Below are 20475 nucleotides of genomic sequence, written 5' to 3' on the forward strand. Positions count from 1 at the left end.
ACAGATTTAGTCTGTATCTTCTATAAAAGTCAGATCGTGTGCGACACAATATGACGCATGTCATTCATCATCATTATAAGACCAATATTGGTCAAATTGTTGATCATTTTCTTGTCTAAACTTACTGATATCGCGTCGGTCTTTTTTACTTGGACGATGATCAGGTCGAGCTAGATTATGCAACTTTCTTTGGCTTGCAATCAATTCCCGTCGTGTAATACTGACTTCAGTTTCTTCATATAATTTTTGTGCAACAGGAGCGGGGCCACGCACGTCAGAGAGTTCTTTGATCACTACGGTTTTCTTGTCAATACCTTGTTGTATGGTGAGTTCCATTCCAACCCGAACTTCTCTCGACACTTTGACACGTTCGCCATTGTGGTGAACTTTGCCCCCCTCAATTGCATTTTTGGCAATGGAGCGCGTTTTAAAAAAGCGTGCTGCCCATAACCATTTGTCAATGCGCATGCCTACAGCATCTTCCGCTAAAGTGGATTTACGCATATCTGGCCGTGACCTCAGCTTGCTCTAAATAAGGAATTAAATCGGTGAGCTGATTTAAGATCGGATAAGGGCTGGATGTCTTGCTTTGACCTAGTGATGAGGGTTGAGCAATGGTAAATAGGCTTTGAATACCATAACTTTCAGCACCCTTTAGTACTTTTTCAGTGTCATCGATAAAGTAACACTGTGTGGCTGCAAAAGGATGGCGTTCATGGAGACGTTGCCAGAACTCAGTAAATTCCTTGGCGTGGCCGAGAGTTTCACTGCTAATAATGACATCAAAATATGAGGCCAGTTTCGTGTGTTCGAGTTTGAACTTGAGTCCCTCGCAGTCAGCATTAGTGGCAAGCCAGCAAGGGTAGCCGTTACTTTTTAAATAGTCGAGAAGTTCAAGACAGCCTTCACGTAGGCTAACTTTATGCTTAAATTCCTGCTGTAAGGCGAGTGTATCTACGCCGACTTTGGCTGTCCAAAAGCGTGTAGAATACCAATTGAGTGTGTGATTATGGGCTTGATAAAACTGAAACAGCGCTTGAGTACTTTGTTCTAAAGAGCACTGGTGTTGTTCAGCATAACGGATAGGAAGCTGATGATTCCAAATAAAATCATCATAGGCAAGATCCAGTAATGTACCGTCCATATCAAAAATGATAATTGGCTTTTCCACTCAAAAAATCTCCAATGTTTCAAAGTTCAGCAATCGCGATAGAAAACAGTTAACAACCGATTTAGCAGTTTTGCTTTATGCAAATATGGCGTAATTATAGCGTATAGCTGCATAAGATGACGGATTTGCATAGCCCATTGTCAAAAATTGAAGAATACGGGATCTCAATTTTTTAAGTAAGAGTATATAAGATGTGTTAATCGCACATTGATCCACAACAATATTGAACTTCAGCATAAGAAATGATTCACCTTATGGAGAAGGAAGAGTTTTTGTAAACATCCGATGAGAGCGCCTAGCGCTGTCATTATTATGGAAAATCTCCACTGTTGCTGCTGACCTAAATCAGCCATGGATTACAACGGACAGCATCATTGGTTTTGTCAGCTTTTCAGTACTACTTAGCTATTCGGCTCTCATGTCTATTTCATCAAATGTTCATTTTATATTGATACCATTAACACCACCTGAGGGTGGTTTTTATGTTTGAAGCTAAATTTAAACCACTTCAGCTGGTGGAGAAAGGTTGGCTGTATTTAGCGGATTAATGCGATAAACGTAAGTTTTCTGACAAAAATGAAAATAAAAAAAAGTGGTTTTGCTGGTTATTTACACAAGAATCGGTTAAAAAAGATGTGGCGAATGAGAATAAAATAGAGAGGAATGGATGAGTGAATTAAATTTAGATTTTTTAGATGAAACCTTGGATAAATATGAAGCAAAAGGTAAGAAAAAGGCCATTAAAAAAATCCGTATTGGTTATATGCTCTATGCAAAGTTTATGTCGAATAAAAAATTTGCAGAAAATGTAATGAGTTCATCTTTAGATCCAAATAAGCGGACTTATCGTAATATCAAGATTAAAATTACGCATGATGAATATGAGTTAACCTTTTTACGTAATGATGATTAAGTATTGAATTGTGTTAAAAAACCTTAAGGTTTCATTTATTTGAAATATTTGAGCTGTAGAGTGTGTGACATAAAGCAATGAAAATATAATGATTAGATGATGTTTGTGCAGTTAAGCCTGTTTATTTGGAGAGAGGTAAACAGGTTTTTTATTATAATAACTTTCTGGTCTGAGTGATTACAGACAAAAAGCCCGATTTGTTTTCATACTGATCGGGCTTTTATTTTTCTATTGAAATGAAAATAGTGAGAAAGATGATTTCTGACATCTTTTGATCATATTATTTATGGATAATCTTTTTTATTTTGAGTTGCTTCGATATGTCAATTGTTACTGCAAATGAACTAGACGATATTCTAAAAGAATTAATTTCCAAAAATAAAAAGCCTGAAAAGATTTTGATTGGTTATAAAGCATATAGCGAGCTTATGAATGACCGAAAGTTTTTGCATGAAGTCGCTAGTTCGGCTATGGATCCGAATAAAAGAAAGTATCAAAAGATTAAGATCAAAGTGACGCAGGATGAGTATCAATTAGAAGTGAAGTGTTCAGATAAAAATGAGTCGCTGTAAAGTAATTTAAAAAAACTGCAGGGATACCGCATTTTTTTAATTGATGTATTTGAAATACAGGTTTATACTATACTCGAAATTAAAGCGCTGTAGCTTTTCTTGTTTTATATCCCACGCTCCCATGCGTGGGATTTTTTTGCGCGATGATTTTTCCTAAAGTAATCACTTGGATGTATAAAGCTGAAAAGAAATTAAGAGTAAGCACAAATTAGAAACGGTCAGCTTGTGACTTTCTCTGGTCTCAATATTTAAGGTGTGGGTAAAGGTAAAGTCAGGTTGATTGGACTACTCAACCCAAAGTCAAAAGAAGAATTGGAATTGAGTGATATTTCCTGAGTGTCTTAGGCGTATAATATTTTTAAGGCAGTGTTGAAAAAAGTGTTCACGTGTTCTCACTTTGAGGTGACAGCATACCGTTGAATACAAGGCGATGAGAATGCTGCTATCCCAATAGATGAACTTCTCGATCTATAACTTAATGAATAAAAAGGCGGTCTCATGTTTAAGCCCACAACTGCACCTCAAGATGCACTGATATTGCAACTTGTACCGATTGTGACTCAAGCGTGCGAGATTTTGCGAGAGGAGTATCAAGCTTATGTTGCAGGTGGTGATTTTACAGTTGAACGAAAATCCGATCATTCACCTGTCACGCAAGCTGACTATCGTGTCAATCAATTTATTACCGATGCTTTAAACAAAGCCTTTCCTCATTTGCCTGTTCTTTCTGAAGAAGGGCAGCATGTGCATAGACAGCAGTGGCAGTCTTTTTGGATGCTTGATCCCTTAGATGGTACGAAAGAATTTTTGCATCAACGTCCAGAATTCACTATCAATCTCAGTCTTATCGAGGGTGCGCATACAACTTTTGCGGTGTTGGCTATTCCTTGTGAACAGCAAGTTTACTTCTGTCCACTACACGGTCAGCCGTTAAAATACAATATGGAAAAAGACGTATGGTCTGAATATGCTCCAGTTGAAAACCACAGTGCTGTTCAAGTCGGCTTAAGTCAAAGTAGTCAGAGTAAGCCGCAGTATCAAGTATATTTAGAGCAGTTGGAAAAACTTACGCCTATTCAAGAGTATCGCGCAGGGAGTGCATATAAGTTCTGCATGGTGTTAGAAGACCGAGTCGATATTTACCCGCGCTTTCACCCAACGAGTGAGTGGGATACCAGTGCTGGACAGTGTTTATTAGAGCGAATCGGTGGTGGTTTGGTTGATTTTCAGGGACGACCATTCGTATATAACCAAAGATTGAGTTTATTGAATGGCGGTTTTATTGCATATCGAAATAACGATATGAAAAAACTGGCATTACAAGCACTTGAACTAATGCCTTCGTCGGCTTGAGCTAAAAACTGAGCGTGCTATAGTGTTTTTTGAATTATTGAGTTGCTAGTGATTATGGCCTTAGAGTTACTCCCGCCTAGTATGTTGAAGGCAATCGATTTATTGCCAGATGCAAAAACGCCAGTGACGTTGTTTACACGTCATTCCATTCGTGAAGTTGTTACGGGTCAGGGGCTTGCAGGCTATGATTTACAGTTGACGCATCAAGGGCGCGATTTGGCACAGGCATGGGGTTCCTATCTGATCGATAATACGGATCGAGTGATACAACACTGTATTTCTAGCCCAATTCAACGTTGTATTGATACCGCTGCGCTAATGATTCAAGGGGCAGATGGACAAACCCTTGAGCCAAATACCCACCGTATTGAAATTATCGAACAAGGTTTATTGGTTGAGCCAGGCAGTTTTGTTTTGGATATTAAGCAAGCTGGGCCTTATTTTCAGCGTCAAGGTGCTCTAGGATTTATTAATAGCTTTGTTAATAATGCCTTACCCGGTATGAAGCATCCGATTCATGGCGTCGTAGATGTATTGGAGCTTATATATAACACGCATCCGAACAACCCTTATGGTTTGAGCCTTGCGGTCAGTCATGACACGATTTTAGCTGCGATTTTGGCGGTTATTTCAGGGCGCACGATTGTGACCAAAGAAGACTGGCCGAAAATGATGGAAGGTCTTTTTGTGTGGTTTGAGGGAGATGTGTTTTTGGAATCAAAATTGAAATGGATTTGGCGCGGAGAAATGAATGAACTGAATATTCATGAATTTCAAAATCTGTAAGTGATTTGTTTATTAATAAAAATCAGCTATAAATCTCGTTTCTTCATTTAGACAGTTGTTTGAACGAAAAAAGAATATACGAGATTTATAGATCGATCATTCGTCAACCTTATTAAATGCTATATCGCATCAGTTTAAATTTTTGCTTTGAGTCGATTGGGAAAATCGAGCAAGTCGATACTTAGGCCTTCATCATTTAAAGGCCATAATGATGTATTCACTGCTACGCTGTGCTGATGAATGCGATTGTATTTATCTGCAGCAATGAGTGTGGCAATCTCATGATTCGAAAGGGTATATGCATTGACAACATCGGCTGGATATTGAGTACGGTCATAAAACTCAGCTTCGCTTTCCCCTTGGTGTAGTGCAAAAATACGTTCAATTGCAGGCAAATAGACGCCATAGCCTAACCACGCATCAACGCCCTGAGAAGCCTGAATTTCTGCGGTTCCACGCATATTTGAGATGACTTTGGCGAGTATGTCTTTTTCACCTTTGGCATGAAAATACTCAATATATTGTTGTTCTGTCAGTTGGAATTTTTCAAGTGTTGGAAGAAATTTATTAATCATGCTATTCCCCAGTAGAACATTCTATGTGGTTTCATTATAAGAAAACAGAATACCATAATTTATTTATGGGATTTTAATTTTAATCATTTTGGATTTAAAAATTAAAATAAGTTACATGCTTACAAAGAAAATTAATTGAAATATATTTTTTTTATTGATTGATAAATATTGGCACTATATTGGTGCAAATTTAAATGTATAACTCATCATTATTTTTCATAAATTCAAGCCCTGTCACAGAACTTTTATTTTTCGGACATTAGTTTCAAGACCGATAAAAAATATGTCCTGAAGTGACAAATTATGTAAATTGAATATGTATAGAAAATAGTGTTAAATAATTAAGCTTTTGATTTATATAAATTATTAATGGTTTTTTAATTTTTTATTTGTGACTATTTTGGGGGGAAGATGTGAAAAGTGTGAATGAGTTCTTGTATTGCAAGCTAAGTCTTTGCGTTGTAACACTGATGTTAGCTGCGTGTGGTGGAGAAAGTGGAACCGAAAACTCTACAACGTCTGTAGTGAAAACCTATGCTGAACCTACACAGGATGTGGCTGATGGAAATACATTGGGTTATTTTGATTACGATGCAAACTCAAGAACACGTATGATACGAAATGACTTAACTGGTAACTTCGAAGCAATGCTGCAATTTGGTCAGAGTCATGTGGTTGATCCAAATGGTAATGAAAGTAAAAAAATGCCGCGTCTGACGATGGAAAAAGAAGCGCTATTGTTAGTTACGCCAACTGATAGCATGGGGAAAATTGATGGTCTGAGTGCAGACATCTATATGAATAACCAATGGTTAAGAACTATTGAATTGGCTGATCCAACACACATTCCTCAGTCTGATCAAACTAATACTGATGACCGTCCGCGTGTGCAATATAGTAAGCGCGCGTGGAGTGCTCGACTCAATTGGGATGAAATACGTCCAGGTTTGCGTATTCAGATCAAAGATTCTCTTGGACGTCAGGGGCAAATTGCGGAAGACAAAATTGATTTTGCCTCTCCGGGAGAGTTGGTCTTAAACAATATTCGTATCGGTATGTTAACGGCTCCTCCTGTTTCCAATGGTCACTATATGCTGAATGATCCTGTTCGGGCAGGTTCAGATTACTTTCAAACGATTCCAGCTGCTGAAATGACCGTTGCAAAATATGATGATATTCAGTTAGATCGCGTCATGATTGCAGACGGGACGATTTACGATACGGCAAGCACCAGCCAAGGCGGAGTTTATGAGGGTGACATGCGTGAAAACGTGGGTAAGTCGACATTTAGCGTAGGTATTAATCTAGCAAACTGGGGCATTACCAGTGCTTCGATGGCAAGTCAAAATCAGCCTCAATTAACCCAAACCGTAGTTGCACACCATAGCCGTGGAAAATATGCCAATGGCGAAAGTAATCATGGTTTAAGTGGTGGTAATGGCATGCTGACGTTGTATGATTCGGTTGGAAACGAGTTTAGTCATGAAATTGGACACCATTATGGACTGGGGCATTATCCTGGGCAGGCGGGTGATAACCAGTTTTGGACTTCACATCATGCAGATAGTGGTTGGGGTTATATTCCGTATCGCAATATGATGCGGGGTAATTTGATTTGGAATAATAAGGATTTATGGGCTTCTTCTACAGGAATTGCAAATTTTTTAGCTTTATATCCACATAGCCGAGATGCCATGTCTGGTGGTTATGCATCAAGCTCAGTTTCACGTTATACCCACTATACGGGTTACAGCACCTTCGAAAAAATTCAACCTCAATTTAATAAACTCTTAGTGTGGGACAAGACTTCACCGACGGGTTATAAAAAGTGGAATGCTAAGACTAGGCAAATGGAAGTGTTTCAAGAGAAGATGCCCAATTCTTCAGCACCTGTTTGGTATCAGTCTAATCAAAACTATCTACGCCCACGTGTTTTTGGTGAGCCTGTAGTGACCATTTTGGGTGGCTATGACCCTGTTGCAAAGGTTGGGCTACTCTATCCTGCGGCACGTTCAAACTGGGGCAATGTTTATGATTTACCCGCTGCAAATACTGCGTTAAATCAGGATGCATGTTGGTTAAATGTACAGTATCCAAATACAGTAACCAATATTGCACTGGCTCCGACACGATTAGGTAGTAATGCCAATAAATTACATGTCAATTTAGCGCTTGCAGATCACCCTCAAAAAGTTGATTTATATTGTAAGCAGGCCAATGCTGCTGCCAAATTATTATCGACGACAGTGATTCCCCAATATGTTACGGCTATTACGTCTGCAGTTAAGATTGGGAAAGCACAGGGTTATAAAGCCTTACGCGATGTAGAGTTGCCCCTACTTGAGCAAGGGCTACTGAATCAAGCGGCGAACAATATTATTGTTTTGTCACCAAACGGTTTAATGCTTTATCAGGCTTATAAGTCATATAAAAATGAGATGAGTTTAGCTGCACAGCAGGTACTTGAGCGTTATGAAGAGCAAGAAACTAGGTGGATGCGTTTAAATCGTTGGGTAAATGTTTATTATGATGATTTGGGCAAAGATGTACCTGCTGCGATTGATGCACTCAATGCTTTTATCAAACAGCTAGGTTTACAACAAGATGACCCACTTGCACAAAGTGGATTGTTGAAAAATAACAAGAATTGCTTGAAAACAGAGCTGGCATCTAACCAAAAAATGGATGTTTACATTAGTGGGCCGTCGGCTTGTACTGCTGATGATACCGAGCAGTGGGTTTATGACAGTTTAGGGCGTATCCACAGCAAAGCGGCTATGGGACAGTGTTTAACGGGGAATGGAGGAAGTGCGAAAGTCACCTTGACTGACTGTGTGGCGAATAATGCAGCACAAGTGTGGTCAATGGATGCCACGACGTCTGCTATTAAACAATCAGGACAGTGCTTAGATCTAAACTCGGGTAATTTGGTAAATAACCGTCAAATTGCAATTCGATATAGTTGCTCTGGAAATAATAATCAAAGATGGACAATGCTGAATCAAAATACAAGTATGATTTTGGCTGGGGCAACCTCAAAAAACATTGGTATTTTAGTGAAAAACTTGAAAACTCAATCTTTGAATTAAACCACTGCTCATCTGGCAAATGATTTAACATGAAATGAAAGGAGCTCCCTAAAAAGGGGGCTTTTTTTGTAAGTAGATGTTCTCGTGGGTGCCAGAGAGCACTTGCTAGATTTTATTTGAGTTTTAAGCTGTATTGTTAAGTCAGAGATGTATTGGAAAAGGTGTAGGCGTTAGAAGGTTCAAAAAATAGATACAAAAAAAGCCCTTTAAAAAGGGCTTTTTTTAATGCATAAATTAGTTAGCTAAAGCTTTAACTTGTGCATTTAAACGGCTCTTATGACGAGCAGCTTTGTTCTTATGGATGATGCCTTTATCAGCCATACGGTCGATTACTGGTACAGCAGTTTTGTATGCTTCAGAAGCAACTGCGTAATCACCAGCAGAGATAGCAGCTACTGTACGTTTGATGTAAGTACGAACCATAGAACGTAAGCTTGCGTTGTGTTTGCGTGCTTTAACGTTTTGACGAGCACGTTTTTTAGCTTGAGCAGAGTTTGCCACTCGTGCACTCCTTGAAATAGATTGGTCTGGGCGGGCTGAAATTCAAACTGAAAACCACATCAGAAGAACAATCACCAGCCCGTAAACAAGTGGCATATTTTGATTAATATACGCAGTGAAGTCAAGTCTTGACATGCTTTGACTATATTTAAGATACATAAAAATTCTAAAGAAAAGGTAAGATTAGCCATCTGCATGGGAGTTTGTATAAAAATGACACAAAATATAGAACAAGCCATTGTAATTGGAGCAACGGGTTTGGTGGGCTTAAACCTGATTCAACAATTACAACAACTGCCAAGTTGTAGCAAAATACTGGCTGTGGTCAGAAAGCATAATGTGCAGCTCGATCACTATGACAAAGTTCAGCAACTGGAGCTGGATGATTTTTTATTACTTAACCATGAAGATGTTCAGGGCTACAGTCATGCTTTTAGTTGTTTGGGGACGACTTTAAAGAAAGCTGGCTCAAAAGAGCAGTTTTATGCCATCGACTATGTGGTGAATGCACATTTTGCTGAGTTGTTTGTTTTGACCAAAACCCATTATGTGTTGATCAGTGCCTTGAGTGCGCAAGCCAATTCAAAAATTTTCTATAATCGCGTCAAAGGTGAGCTTGAAGAGACTATTCGAGGACTCGATTTATATAAGGTCAGTATTTTGCAGCCATCCTTACTGATCGGACAGCGTAATGAAGGTCGTATGTTGGAAGATATATTCCAAAAGGCTTATACCAAACTATCGCATTTTATACCAAAGCATTTTAAATATAAGCCAGTGACAGCAGAACAAGTGGCTCATACTATGGTCGAGGCTGCCCAAACGCAGACCGAGAAATTTGAAATATATGATAATTTACGCATACAAAAGACAAAATGAGGGGAAGTGTGGTGACGACAGCATTTGTGACATGCGATTTATTGGATGATCATCCTGAACTTGATTTACAAGTGGTCAGCCCATCAATGGATGGTAAGTTCTTTAAGAGCTATGGTGCGCGTAAAACCTTTGGTGGTCAGGTGGTTACGGTTAAATGCTTTGAAGATAACTCTCGGGTGAAAGAGCTGTTAGCAACAGATGGTACGGGTAAAGTATTGGTTGTGGATGGTGGCGCTTCGATGCGCTGTGCCTTGATGGGAGACTTAATTGCAGAGTCAGCAGTCAAAAATCACTGGAATGGTGTGGTGATTTATGGCTGTGTCCGTGATGTAGATGCGATTGCTGAACTGGATTTAGGGGTGCATGCTTTAGCCGCCATTCCACAAAAAAGTAATCGTAAGGGTGTAGGGGAAGTTGATATCAGCCTGCATTTTGGTGGTGTCACCATTCAATCAGGTCATTATCTCTATGCGGATAATAACGGTATTGTCATTGCAAAAGAAAAACTGGTCGATGCATAAGTAGCAACCAGACTCATAACAACATAAACAAAAGATATGGACGTGTAATATGGTGAAGCATCAAATTAAAGTGATTCAGGCTCTTTTTTCGGGGCTTGCGCAAGGTGGGCGTGGTGTAACTGGAACGCCGCATCCTAAACAACCTGAGCAACCTTTAAAGCTCTATGAGTTTGAAGGCTCGCCATATTGTCGTCGTGTGCGTGAAGTACTGACTTTGTTGAACTTGGATTATGAAGTGTATCCATGTCCTAAGGGTGGAACTAAATATCGTCCTTTGGTGAAACAGTTGGGTGGAAAAACCCAATTTCCTTTTTTACTCGATGAGAACACTGACACCAAGTTGTACGAATCTGAAGATATTATTCACTACTTGTTTGAACAGTATGGACGCAGTGGTAAAACACCGAAAAAGTATGCACATTATCCCAAAACACCTTATGTTGCTTATGTCGGGACATTGGTAAATGGTGCGAGTGGGGTGTGGATCAACAAGAGTATTAAAGATCGCGTAGCGCCAGAACAGCTGTTACAACTTTGGGGATTTGAAGCCAGTCCTTATACTCGGATTGTCCGTGGTTTACTGACCGAGTTGGAGCTCCCTTTTAAGTTTCATAATGTGCCTAAAGAACGTTGGCAAGATCAAGGCCCAGCAGTACTGCGTTTAAAGCCGGGCAAATATGTACCTTTGGCAGGTGGAAAGCGTGAGCAAGTCATGCAGGTGATGGGGCGTGATATTCAAGTGCCATATTTGGTTGATCCGAACACTGAAACAGCTTTGTTTGAGTCGGCGGATATTGTTGCTTATCTCAAGCAGACCTATGCAGCATAAGAAAAAGGCATCTCTTAGAGATGCCTTTTTTAATTCCTAAGTATTGATGTTTTATCGGGTTGATCTGATTTTTGTCATTACAATGGAATGATTAATTGTATTTATCTTCAGATGTTATAAAAATATTCATCATTTGGCTTGATAGTGCGACACACATTTAAACGTCTGTAGCCTTGAGGAAACGTGTAATTTCTTGGGAAAATTTGCGCGGTTCACTCAATAAAGGTGTATGCCCAGATTTTTTAAAGATCACCGTTTTGGCATGCGGTACGCTTGAGGCAATCAGCTTTTGTCCTTGAGCAGGATAAAGTTTTGAATCTTCACCAATAAAAAATGTAGCTGGTCGGTCAATCTGACTGAGCGCACTGCGATAGTCTTCTTGATGGTCAAGATAATTTTGAATATACCAAGCCATATAGTCTAAACGCTGGATTGGGAGCATGAACTTTTGCAAGTATGGCTGTTGAAATGCTTTTTGAAATAAGGCCGCAGTTCGAGATGGTGTGGCTTGCAGTTGAATAAAAGCCAACCATTGCTTGACCAGTTCTGTACGCATGGACGCTGTTAAGTCTGAGACTAAACGGTACTGTGCATTTTGGGCCAATAGGTCTGCAATGTTTTGTAGGATGATTTTGAAGTCAGCATGCTTTTCAGCAAATAAACCATGTGGCCAGTCTGCATCAACGCTAATCTTGGGGGTTTGGTCAATGTGTAAATAGCTGCGGATATGGTTTTGAAAGCGACCATACTGCATGCCATGCATGGCTGTCGTGGCGCCCATAGAATAGGCAATCACATGGAATGCTGTATCAGCATATCGATTTAGAAAGCAGTTTAAATCTTGCCAGTGGCTGGAAATCGCATCCAGTGTGGGAATTTTACACTGTGCTGAACCACCAAAACCCCGCCAGTCAGGAATGTAAAAGCGGTACTTTTTACGGTGTTGATATAAAAATGGCAGCCATTGCCAACTTTGCATCCCTAAGCCAGATAAAACCAGTACAGGTGTGCCTTGTCCAAATTCTCGAACATAGAGTTTTTCGCCATCTGGCATTAAATAATGTGGCATGGTCAATCCTTTGCGTTGTTTATTATTTTTCGAAGTTTCTAAGAGCTGGAATCATGGTCTCTAGCCACTCAATCCAACCACTTTCTAAATTAATTCCAAGTTGTAAAATCATTTTATGGATGTATAAGGTGCGATCATTTTCTTCAGCATGACCAAAGTCTTTGGCAAAAATGCTTTGGTAAATTTGTAGTTTTTCTTTGTGTAGTATGAGATGTCGTTCAAGTTCAGGCAAAACCGTGTTGCCGCCAAGTTGAGCTTCAACACGCAGTCTCACCATCAGTTCTTCACGGAGCTGGGCAGGTGAGCTTTGTTTTACCAGCCAGTCGGCAAGTTCTGTACGTCCGAGCTGTTCTGCCTGATAGGTTTTTTTACGCGAGGTTGCACCATCATCTTCTATCGTTGAAATCCAGCCTTTGCTTTGCATAGCGCTGAGTTCTCTATATATCTGTTGATGTGTTGCATTCCAAAAGAAGCCCATTGAACGGTCAAAACGACGCGCTAACTCAATACCTGTGCTTGGTTTTTCAATCAAACTGGTCAATAAAACATGAGCTAATGACATTTCGGTAATATTTCGCAAATAAAATGGACGTAGAGTTATTATGCAACATGTTGCATAAAAAACAAATCTCGATTATAAAGATAAACATTATGCAACTTGTTGCATTAAATAATTTGATCTAACCTTGTATTTAAAATACCAGCCAGCGAAAGCACGCCAAGGAGTACACATGTCTAATTATCCGCATTTACTTGCGCCTTTAGATTTAGGCTTTACCACATTAAAAAACCGCGTATTGATGGGATCTATGCACGTTGGACTTGAAGAAGTTGAAGGTGGTTATGATCGCATGGCGGCATTTTATGCAGAGCGTGCCGCTGGCGGTGTAGGGCTAATCGTAACAGGTGGTATTTCACCGAATGATCATGGTGTGACTTTTCACGGTGGTTCTAAGTTAGATACTTTAGAAGAAGCGGAAAAGCATAAAGTCATTACACAAGCCGTACATAATGCGGGTGGTAAAATTGCATTACAGATTTTACATACAGGGCGTTATTCTTATCAGGCTGAAAACGTTGCACCTTCTGCAATTCAAGCACCGATTAACCCTGTAAAACCCCACGCTCTTACTTCTGCTGAAGTGAATCAGACTATTGCGGACTTTGTGAATTGTGCAAAATTGTCACAAGTTGCTGGCTATGATGGTGTTGAAATCATGGGTTCAGAAGGCTACTTAATCAATGAATTTATCGCCGCACGTACCAACCATCGTGATGATGAATGGGGCGGAAGCTATGAAAACCGTATTCGTTTTCCGATTGAAATCGTAAAACGCACTCGTGCAGAAGTGGGTGAAAACTTTATTATTATTTATCGTCTTTCAATGTTGGATTTGGTTGAAGGTGGTTCGACTTTAGAAGAAGTAATTCAGCTTGCTAAAGAAATCGAAAAAGCGGGCGCAACGATTATTAATACAGGGATTGGTTGGCATGAAGCACGTATTCCGACCATTGCAACTAAAGTGCCACGTGCTGCATTTACATGGGTAACTGAAAAATTAAAAGGCATTGTCAAGGTGCCATTGATTACGTCAAACCGTATCAATACTCCTGAAATGGCTGAGCATGTATTGGCGTCAGGTCACGCAGATATGATTTCTATGGCACGACCAATGCTTGCAGATGCTGAGTTTGTACTCAAAGCAGAGCAGGGTCGTAGTGATGAAATCAATACCTGTATCGGCTGTAACCAAGCATGTTTAGATCATATTTTTTCGATGAAAATTGCAACATGTTTAGTCAACCCGCGTGCATGCTATGAAACTGAACTGATTTTTAAAGAAAGTGCAGAAAAGAAAAATATTGCAGTGATTGGGGCTGGCCCTGCGGGTTTAAGCTTTGCTACTTATGCTGCTGAGCGTGGGCATCAAGTAACAGTGTTTGATGCAGCCAATCAAATTGGTGGTCAGTTTAATATTGCGAAGACTATTCCCGGTAAAGAAGAGTTTTACGAAACACTGCGTTATTTCAAACGTAAAATTGAATTACAACCGAATATTAAATTGGTGCTGAACCATACTGCAAGCTATGAAGAATTAAGCCAGTCTGAGTTTGATGATATTGTGGTTGCAACGGGTGTGACTCCACGTGAGTTGACTATAGACGGGATTGATCACCCGAAAGTGTTGAGCTATATCGAAGTTCTACGTGAGCGTAAGCCTGTCGGTAAAAAAGTCGCGATTATTGGTGCGGGTGGTATTGGTTTCGATACAGCAGAATACTTAAGCCATGAAGGTGAAAGCGGTAGTTTAAACCCACAAAAATTCTATGATGAGTGGGGAATTGATACCAGCTATGCACATGTCGGTGGCTTAAAACAGCCAGTCTTGGAGCAGTCAGATCGTGAAATTTACCTTCTACAGCGTAAAGCGAAGGCAGTCGGTGCAAGCTTAGGTAAAACCACGGGTTGGATTCACCGCACAGGGTTAAAACATCGCGATGTAAAAATGATTGCAGGCGCAAGCTACGACAAAATTGATGATCAAGGACTACACATTACCGTCAATGATCAGCCAATAGTGTTAGAAGTGGATAATGTGATTATTTGCGCAGGCCAAGAATCTTACACAGCCATGTATGATCAGTTAAAAGCAGATGGTAAGAATGTGCATTTAATTGGTGGTGCAAAAGAAGCGGGTGAGTTAGATGCAAAGCGTGCAATTCGTCAAGGTGCTGAATTGGCTGCAACTATTTAAAACATCATCATTTTTAAATCAGTTGAATAAATTGTAAAGAGGTCCCTCTCCTTTAAGGAGGGGGGATGAGAGGTGTTGTCAAAAATATGAGTATTTTTTCTCATCTCTGCCTTTTCTAGAGGGACAAACTGTCTTCATTTAATCTATTAAAGTCATTCAAATTCATAAGGATAGAATAATGAGCATAGCAATAACAAAACAAGCACTGCAACGTTGGCATGAGATGATCAGCAACCGTGATATGAGTACTTTGAGTGAACTCTTGGCCGAAGACGTAGTGTTTCGCTCTCCTGTGGCGTTTAATCCTTATCCGGGTAAGCAAGTGGTTTTTTTTATTTTAAGTAATGTGATTCAGGTTTTTGAAAACTTTACTTACCATCGTGAGTTTTTTACAGAAGATGGTTTAAGTGTTGTCCTTGAGTTTTCTGCCAATGTCGGCGAAAAGAAACTCAAAGGGATTGACATGATTCGTTTTAATGAGCAAGGTCAAATTGTAGATTTTGAAGTGATGATCCGTCCTAAATCTGGGCTAGAGGCCTTAGCTGTACAAATGGGACAGCGAATGGCAGCTTTTGCACCTCAAGCTGGATGATAAACGTGTGACTTGTTATTTATAGTTAGGCACGAAAATTGATGCATCACCAAGAAAGATAGGAAAAAGAAGGTACTGATATGAATGCTGTGTTCAGTTTGCTAAACCAATTAAGCCAAACGGCGTGGGATCGAGTGACTGGTGCGGAACAACCGAAGCTCTATATTAACCCACAAGGGCAAATTCAAGAGACTGTTGGGGCGCTTACACAGCTTCAAGAAAAGTATCGACCAACGCCGTGGTTATCCAACACGCATGCCCATCTTTTGTATTTTGATGTGATTCGCAAGCGTCAGATTCAATTGGAATACGATCATTTTGATCAGTTAGAGATGCAAGATGGTGGGGTCACTGGCATTATGTGGTTCGGTTATGACTTGCCTGAAGTGACGCCAACGGTTGTGGTTATGCATACGATTACGGGCTCTCCTGAAAGTATGCGTGAAGTGGTGCGTGACTTAAATCGTTATACAGGTTGGCGCGTTGCACTGTGCTTACGCCGTGGACATGCAGACCTTCCAATGCCTGTACCCAAAATGAATCTTTTCGGTTCAACCGATGATTTACGTGAGCAAATTGCCTTTATTCAAAGCACATTTCCAAGTTCAACGTTGTATGCGGTAGGCTCTTCTGCAGGAACGGGGCTTTTGGTGCGTTACTTAGGCGAAGAAGGGAGTCAAACCCCTTTTAAGGCGGCCTTTGCCCTGTGTCCGGGCTATAACACTGAGTTGGGTTTTGTAAATGTGCATCCCTTTTACAGTAAGGTCATGACTAAAAAGCTGTTTAAGAAATTTATTTTTCCCTACCAGCAAACGTGGCAACAAACAGCGTCTGTGTCGCAAGTCTTAATGACCAAAACCTTGGCTGAGTTTGAGTCGAGTTATTATGAAATGGCGGGTTTTGTGGACTATGACAGTTATAACCAAGCTACAAATCCAATTTATGTATTTGAAAATGTCACCATTCCATTGCTGATTTTAAATGCAGAGGATGATCCTGTCTGTCACATTAAAAATTTTGAACCGTATAAAGACATGATCCGTCAAATGCCGAATATTGCCGTTGTGACCACCAAAAAAGGTAGCCATTGTGGCTTCTATGAAGGGGCACTCAATACAGAGTCTTGGGCAACCAAGCTGATTGCGGACTTTTTGAAACTGGAACAACAAAAACACTAAGTATAAAAAAGACCTACAGTTGTGTAGGTCTTTTTTTGATTGGTTCAGCAGTGTAAAGGCTTAAACGGCTTCACAGGCTTTCTTGCTGAGACCGAACTTCATCTGCAGTAAGACCAAGATCAAGGCCATAAAGCTGAGTGCGGCACCTGCATATGAAACCGCTGCATAGCTGAGTTGCATACTCAGTACCGTTGCACCTGCAAAGGCACCTAAGGCATTGCCTAAGTTAAACGCGCCAATGTTAACTGAAGAGGCGAGACCAGGCGCATTTGCAGTGGAGGTACTACCGCAAATGCTGCTGCACCCCAAATCACTAAGCCAATCGCTGCCCCAACGGTTGTTTGCGCTAATACTGGGAAAACAAGCATCATCACCATCAAAAGTACAAGGAAGCTTATCAGGGTTTTCTCTAGGGATAGATCGGCAAACTTTCCACCCAAATGATTACCAATGGAGAAACCGATCCCGATTAAAACCAACATTAAGGTGATGGTTTGCGGTGATGCCTGCATAAATACGTGTAGGCTCGGAGCAATGTAGGTATATAACGCAAACATGGCGCCCGCGCTCATGACTGTGGTTAATAAAGCAAGGACGACAGGCGCCCGTGTTAAAACACGCAATTCTTTTGCTCCATTCGGTTTAACCACGTCGTGATCTTGCGGGAGTGCTTTCCATAGTGCCAACATGGTCATGATGCCTAAGATTGAAATAGCAGCAAAGGCCATGCGCCAACTGGTATTTTGACTGAGCCACGTCGCAAGTGGCACACCGCCAATATTGGCAATGGTGAGACCCATAAACATCATGGCGACCGCACTGGCTTGTTTATCTTTAGGCACAACACTAGCTGCCACCACCGAACCTAAGCCAAAGAATGCACCATGGTTTAAACTGGTAATTAAACGTGCACCCATTAAGCTCATATAATCAGGTGCAACGGTCGCCAACACATTCCCAATCGTGAAAATAGCCATCAATAGGATTAAAGCTGTTTTCTTAGGAAAGCGTGCCAGCCATAAGGTCATGAGCGGAGCCCCAATCATGACACCTACTGCATAGGCACTAATCAGCAGTCCGGCTTGTGGAATTGAAACGGACAAATCGTTGGCAATTTCAGGCAAAAAGCCCATGGGTGAAAACTCGGTGGTTCCAATGGCAAAAGCACCCACTGCAAGTGCCAAAAGTGGAAAATTAATTTTCATAGCGATGCTCAATCCCAAATAGGAGCCAATCCCTCAGGATTAACTTCACGTTGATTTCGGTCTAATTGCGTAATTGCCATCATTTCTTCAGTCGACAGTTGAATCTCTTGTGCCTTTAAGTTGGACATCAAGTGTTCACGTTTGGTTGAAGATGGTATGACTGCAAAACCACGTTGTAATGCCCAAGCTAGGCTAATTTGTGCAGTCGATACCTGATGTTGCTGCGCGATGTGCATTAAAACAGGATCATTCAAAACCTTACCGTAAGCCAGTGTCATATATGAAGTGACATCAATGTTTTGAGCTTGGAGGAAATTAACTAACTTATGGTTTTGTAGGTAAGGACTGAGTTCAATTTGGTTAGTCGCGATGTTTTCTAGCCCAATACTCTCAATCGCCTGTTGAGTCAGCTCAATATTGAAGTTAGAAATACCAATGTGTTCGGTCAAACCTTGTTGTTTCGCTTCCAATAAGTTCTGCATGAGTTCTGTAATGTTTACACCTGTACTTGGGGCAGGCCAGTGGATCAAGGTTAGATTCACTGCATCGGTTTTTAGTTTATGCAAACTTTCTTTTAAGCTTGGAATCAATTTTTCTGCTGAGTAATTTTCCGTCCAGATTTTTGTGGTGAGAAAAAGATCGTGACGATTGATACCACTGAGTTCAATGGCTTGACCAACTTCGGCTTCATTACCATAGATTTGAGCAGTATCGACCGCACGATAACCGACTTCTAGTGCAGTTTTCACAGACTCAATGACAGTGTCACCTGTTAAACGGAAAGTACCTAGGCCGAATTGAGGAACGATATTCATTTTTTACTCGATAACTTGTTTCATGGAATGAGGCTATTTTGTAGAAAAAAGACTTGCTTAAAAACTGGGTAATTTGCAAAATATTATTGACTATTAATCAATAATTACACATGAAATCAACCATAGAAGAATTAACGGCTTTTGTGAGCATTGTTGATAGTGGCTCTATCGTCAAAGCTGCGCAGCAATTGGATCAAACCACATCGGGTGTCAGCCGAGCCTTGCAACGTCTAGAGTCAAAGTTGAATGTGACTTTGCTAGAGCGAACGACACGGAAGCTCAAGTTGACCTATGAAGGGCAGCAGTTTTTGGCAAAGGCACGTAAAATTTTACTCGATCTGACCGAAGCTGAAGAAAGTCTGCAAAATAATGATGCTGAGTCATCTGGTTTAATTCGGATTGATTCAGCAACGCCTTTTGTGCTGCATGTGATAGTGCCGCTGATTGAAGAGTTTATGCAGCGCTATCCAAAAATTGATATAGAAATTACCAATCACGATCAGGTTATAGACTTACTTGAACATAAAACCGATGTCGCGATTCGGTTTGGTGAGTTGGCGGATTCAAGCTTACATGCCAAGCTGCTTTGCAAAAGTCGTTTATATATTGTGGCAAGTCCGATTTATGCACAAAAACATGGTCTACCTAAAAATGCAGCAGAATTAAGCTCACATACTTTGCTTGGTTTTAGTCAGCCTGCACATTTAAATACGTGGCCTATTCAGTTGGAGGATGAACCTTTAACTATTCAGGCCAAAATTAAATGCTCAAATGGTGAAACGGTTCGTCAGTTGGCATTGCAAGGGGCAGGGATTGCGTGTTTGTCACGTTTTATGGTCGAGCAAGATATTCAAGATGGGCGGTTTATTGCTTTGTTGGAAGACCAAATTCAGATCAAAGAGCAGAAAATACATGCAGTCTACTATCAACAGAACTATGTGCCAAAGCGTATTCGTTTATTTATTGATTTTCTTGTAGAAAAATTAAAAGACTACTTATAAATCAGCAATAAAAAACCCGATATCAATCGGGTTTTTTTAATCATCTAAATAGTGATAATTAGTTTTCTAAAGCTGGTGTCGCTGCTGCAATGGCTGCTGCAACGGCATCGTCTTCAGTTTGTGCATTTGGGTTTGTATTACTTGGACGTGCTTGCGTTGGTTTTTCTTCAGCTTTTGGTGCTTCTGCTTTAGGTGCAGGCTGAGCTGCTGGAGCAGGTGCTGGCGTTTCACGACGGATCTCGGTAGTTGTATTCGGTGTTTCTTCGCGAATCACTTCAACTTGCGCTGGAATCTCCGGCTCAGACGCTGCTAAAGGTTGCAGTTCAACAGTTTGTTGTTGCTCTGTAGTAACGACTTCAACTTGTTCTTGTTCATCTTCTTTAGGCGCTTCTTTCTTTACACATGCTGTTAATAGTAAGCCTGCTGCAATGGCACCACAAATTAAAAGTTTTTTATTCATAATTACATAAAATCGAGTGTTTGAAGGATCGCGCCATTATAACAGCAAAATGCAAGATGAAAATCCTATGAACTTAGCTTAATTTTATCTGCCAAATGCTGATAGAATATCCAATTGTTTATTGTTCTATGAATTGATGCGGATTGACTTTGCTTTATTGGTACAAGGTAAAGTAAAATTGCGCAACATTGCAGGCCGAATTAGGCTCGA

20 protein-coding genes and 1 pseudogene are annotated in these 20475 nt (G+C 40.4%); 12 read left to right on the forward strand and 9 right to left on the reverse strand.

Going from position 1 to position 20475, the window contains the following annotated elements; all coding sequences use genetic code 11:
* Positions 1 to 60: 60 nt before the first annotated feature.
* Positions 61 to 504: an RNA-binding S4 domain-containing protein gene (locus tag MF4640_RS04080; RefSeq protein WP_004696588.1), complete on the reverse strand. Its 444-nt coding sequence runs from the start codon at positions 502 to 504 to the stop codon at positions 61 to 63.
* Complete coding sequence (locus tag MF4640_RS04085; protein ID WP_078388775.1) at positions 497 to 1171, reverse strand: HAD-IA family hydrolase; 675 nt, start codon at positions 1169 to 1171, stop codon at positions 497 to 499. Before MF4640_RS04085 ends, MF4640_RS04080 begins: the two co-directional genes overlap by 8 nt.
* A 667-nt stretch (positions 1172 to 1838) precedes the next feature.
* Here MF4640_RS04085 and MF4640_RS04090 point away from each other — a divergent pair.
* The 4 genes from MF4640_RS04090 (at position 1839) to MF4640_RS04105 (ending at position 4795) form a co-directional block, all read left to right on the forward strand.
* Positions 1839 to 2084 carry a hypothetical protein gene (locus tag MF4640_RS04090; RefSeq protein ID WP_078388776.1) on the forward strand — a complete coding sequence of 82 codons (246 nt, stop codon included), beginning with the start codon at positions 1839 to 1841 and terminating at the stop codon, positions 2082 to 2084.
* Positions 2085 to 2404: 320 nt separating this feature from the next.
* Complete coding sequence (locus MF4640_RS04095; RefSeq protein WP_005401037.1) at positions 2405 to 2656, forward strand: hypothetical protein; 252 nt, start codon at positions 2405 to 2407, stop codon at positions 2654 to 2656.
* A 498-nt stretch (positions 2657 to 3154) separates the two neighbouring features.
* Positions 3155 to 4009, forward strand: coding sequence for a 3'(2'),5'-bisphosphate nucleotidase CysQ (locus tag MF4640_RS04100; RefSeq protein WP_078388777.1), 855 nt, complete (start codon positions 3155 to 3157; stop codon positions 4007 to 4009).
* Between the two features lie 54 nt (positions 4010 to 4063).
* The gene (locus MF4640_RS04105) at positions 4064 to 4795 is read left to right on the forward strand and encodes a histidine phosphatase family protein (protein ID WP_078388778.1); all 732 of its coding nucleotides are present in this window, start codon (positions 4064 to 4066) and stop codon (positions 4793 to 4795) included.
* 134 nt (positions 4796 to 4929) lie between these two features.
* Here the strand turns inward: MF4640_RS04105 and MF4640_RS04110 are convergent, their stop codons facing one another.
* Complete coding sequence (locus MF4640_RS04110; RefSeq protein WP_058869816.1) at positions 4930 to 5370, reverse strand: hypothetical protein; 441 nt, start codon at positions 5368 to 5370, stop codon at positions 4930 to 4932.
* 470 nt (positions 5371 to 5840) lie between these two features.
* Between MF4640_RS04110 and MF4640_RS04115 the strand changes: the two genes are divergently transcribed.
* Positions 5841 to 8459: a M66 family metalloprotease gene (locus MF4640_RS04115; RefSeq protein ID WP_078388779.1), complete on the forward strand. Its 2619-nt coding sequence runs from the start codon at positions 5841 to 5843 to the stop codon at positions 8457 to 8459.
* Between the two features lie 234 nt (positions 8460 to 8693).
* On the opposite strand, the gene rpsT is transcribed toward MF4640_RS04115, so the two are convergent.
* The gene (rpsT, locus tag MF4640_RS04120; RefSeq protein WP_078388780.1) at positions 8694 to 8960 is read right to left on the reverse strand and encodes a 30S ribosomal protein S20; all 267 of its coding nucleotides are present in this window, start codon (positions 8958 to 8960) and stop codon (positions 8694 to 8696) included.
* Between the two features lie 213 nt (positions 8961 to 9173).
* Between rpsT and MF4640_RS04125 the strand changes: the two genes are divergently transcribed.
* From MF4640_RS04125 to MF4640_RS04135, 3 genes are read left to right on the forward strand one after another with little or no spacing between them, the layout of a single operon-like run.
* A complete protein-coding gene (locus tag MF4640_RS04125) occupies positions 9174 to 9839 on the forward strand; it encodes a nucleoside-diphosphate sugar epimerase (RefSeq protein WP_078388781.1) in 666 nt (221 codons plus the stop codon).
* 8 nt (positions 9840 to 9847) lie between these two features.
* Entirely contained in the window at positions 9848 to 10360 is a 513-nt protein-coding gene (gene rraA / locus MF4640_RS04130; protein ID WP_004696606.1) for a ribonuclease E activity regulator RraA, read from the forward strand.
* 49 nt (positions 10361 to 10409) lie between these two features.
* Entirely contained in the window at positions 10410 to 11189 is a 780-nt protein-coding gene (locus tag MF4640_RS04135) for a glutathione S-transferase N-terminal domain-containing protein (RefSeq protein WP_004696607.1), read from the forward strand.
* A 157-nt stretch (positions 11190 to 11346) separates the two neighbouring features.
* Here the strand turns inward: MF4640_RS04135 and MF4640_RS04140 are convergent, their stop codons facing one another.
* Together MF4640_RS04140 and MF4640_RS04145 are read right to left on the reverse strand one after the other, a co-directional pair.
* Complete coding sequence (locus MF4640_RS04140; protein WP_078388782.1) at positions 11347 to 12258, reverse strand: alpha/beta fold hydrolase; 912 nt, start codon at positions 12256 to 12258, stop codon at positions 11347 to 11349.
* A gap of 22 nt (positions 12259 to 12280) precedes the next feature.
* On the reverse strand, positions 12281 to 12820 hold the full coding sequence (locus MF4640_RS04145) for a PadR family transcriptional regulator (RefSeq protein WP_078388783.1): 540 nt from the start codon (positions 12818 to 12820) through the stop codon (positions 12281 to 12283).
* 169 nt (positions 12821 to 12989) lie between these two features.
* Here MF4640_RS04145 and MF4640_RS04150 point away from each other — a divergent pair, with 169 nt between their 5' ends.
* From MF4640_RS04150 to MF4640_RS04160, 3 genes are all read left to right on the forward strand, one after another.
* On the forward strand, positions 12990 to 15014 hold the full coding sequence (locus MF4640_RS04150) for an NADPH-dependent 2,4-dienoyl-CoA reductase (protein ID WP_078388784.1): 2025 nt from the start codon (positions 12990 to 12992) through the stop codon (positions 15012 to 15014).
* 178 nt (positions 15015 to 15192) lie between these two features.
* Positions 15193 to 15606, forward strand: a complete 414-nt coding sequence (locus MF4640_RS04155) for a nuclear transport factor 2 family protein (protein ID WP_078388785.1) — start codon at positions 15193 to 15195, stop codon at positions 15604 to 15606.
* 80 nt (positions 15607 to 15686) lie between these two features.
* Entirely contained in the window at positions 15687 to 16784 is a 1098-nt protein-coding gene (locus tag MF4640_RS04160) for a YheT family hydrolase (RefSeq protein WP_078388786.1), read from the forward strand.
* 60 nt (positions 16785 to 16844) lie between these two features.
* Here the strand turns inward: MF4640_RS04160 and MF4640_RS04165 are convergent.
* Positions 16845 to 17989: pseudogene (locus MF4640_RS04165) on the reverse strand (MFS transporter).
* Between the two features lie 8 nt (positions 17990 to 17997).
* Entirely contained in the window at positions 17998 to 18804 is an 807-nt protein-coding gene (gene dkgB, locus MF4640_RS04170) for a 2,5-didehydrogluconate reductase DkgB (protein WP_078388787.1), read from the reverse strand.
* Between the two features lie 110 nt (positions 18805 to 18914).
* On the opposite strand from dkgB, the gene MF4640_RS04175 reads away from it, so the two are divergent.
* Positions 18915 to 19805 (forward strand): LysR family transcriptional regulator, encoded by an 891-nt coding sequence (locus MF4640_RS04175; protein ID WP_078388788.1) that lies wholly within the window; start codon positions 18915 to 18917, stop codon positions 19803 to 19805.
* A 58-nt stretch (positions 19806 to 19863) separates the two neighbouring features.
* On the opposite strand, the gene MF4640_RS04180 is transcribed toward MF4640_RS04175, so the two are convergent.
* Positions 19864 to 20265 carry an internalin gene (locus MF4640_RS04180; protein WP_078388789.1) on the reverse strand — a complete coding sequence of 134 codons (402 nt, stop codon included), beginning with the start codon at positions 20263 to 20265 and terminating at the stop codon, positions 19864 to 19866.
* Positions 20266 to 20475: the final 210 nt, after the last annotated feature.

This window comes from Acinetobacter sp. MF4640, assembly GCF_002018895.1.
GTDB classification, from domain to species: Bacteria; Pseudomonadota; Gammaproteobacteria; order Pseudomonadales; family Moraxellaceae; genus Acinetobacter; species Acinetobacter johnsonii.

Bases quoted from the DNA above. Each gene is read 5' to 3' on its own strand.
- MF4640_RS04175 (WP_078388788.1), top strand. From the start codon at position 18,915: ATGAAATCAACCATAGAAGAATTAACGGCTTTTGTGAGCATTGTTGAT.
- MF4640_RS04115 (WP_078388779.1), top strand. From the start codon at position 5,841: ATGTTAGCTGCGTGTGGTGGAGAAAGTGGAACCGAAAACTCTACAACG.
- MF4640_RS04140 (WP_078388782.1), bottom strand. From the start codon at position 12,258: ATGCCACATTATTTAATGCCAGATGGCGAAAAACTCTATGTTCGAGAA.
- MF4640_RS04095 (WP_005401037.1), top strand. From the start codon at position 2,405: ATGTCAATTGTTACTGCAAATGAACTAGACGATATTCTAAAAGAATTA.
- MF4640_RS04090 (WP_078388776.1), top strand. From the start codon at position 1,839: ATGAGTGAATTAAATTTAGATTTTTTAGATGAAACCTTGGATAAATAT.
- MF4640_RS04080 (WP_004696588.1), bottom strand. From the start codon at position 504: ATGCGTAAATCCACTTTAGCGGAAGATGCTGTAGGCATGCGCATTGAC.
- MF4640_RS04105 (WP_078388778.1), top strand. From the start codon at position 4,064: ATGGCCTTAGAGTTACTCCCGCCTAGTATGTTGAAGGCAATCGATTTA.
- MF4640_RS04125 (WP_078388781.1), top strand. From the start codon at position 9,174: ATGACACAAAATATAGAACAAGCCATTGTAATTGGAGCAACGGGTTTG.
- MF4640_RS04110 (WP_058869816.1), bottom strand. From the start codon at position 5,370: ATGATTAATAAATTTCTTCCAACACTTGAAAAATTCCAACTGACAGAA.
- MF4640_RS04180 (WP_078388789.1), bottom strand. From the start codon at position 20,265: ATGAATAAAAAACTTTTAATTTGTGGTGCCATTGCAGCAGGCTTACTA.
- MF4640_RS04155 (WP_078388785.1), top strand. From the start codon at position 15,193: ATGAGCATAGCAATAACAAAACAAGCACTGCAACGTTGGCATGAGATG.
- MF4640_RS04150 (WP_078388784.1), top strand. From the start codon at position 12,990: ATGTCTAATTATCCGCATTTACTTGCGCCTTTAGATTTAGGCTTTACC.
- dkgB (WP_078388787.1), bottom strand. From the start codon at position 18,804: ATGAATATCGTTCCTCAATTCGGCCTAGGTACTTTCCGTTTAACAGGT.
- MF4640_RS04145 (WP_078388783.1), bottom strand. From the start codon at position 12,820: ATGTCATTAGCTCATGTTTTATTGACCAGTTTGATTGAAAAACCAAGC.
- MF4640_RS04160 (WP_078388786.1), top strand. From the start codon at position 15,687: ATGAATGCTGTGTTCAGTTTGCTAAACCAATTAAGCCAAACGGCGTGG.
- MF4640_RS04135 (WP_004696607.1), top strand. From the start codon at position 10,410: ATGGTGAAGCATCAAATTAAAGTGATTCAGGCTCTTTTTTCGGGGCTT.
- MF4640_RS04100 (WP_078388777.1), top strand. From the start codon at position 3,155: ATGTTTAAGCCCACAACTGCACCTCAAGATGCACTGATATTGCAACTT.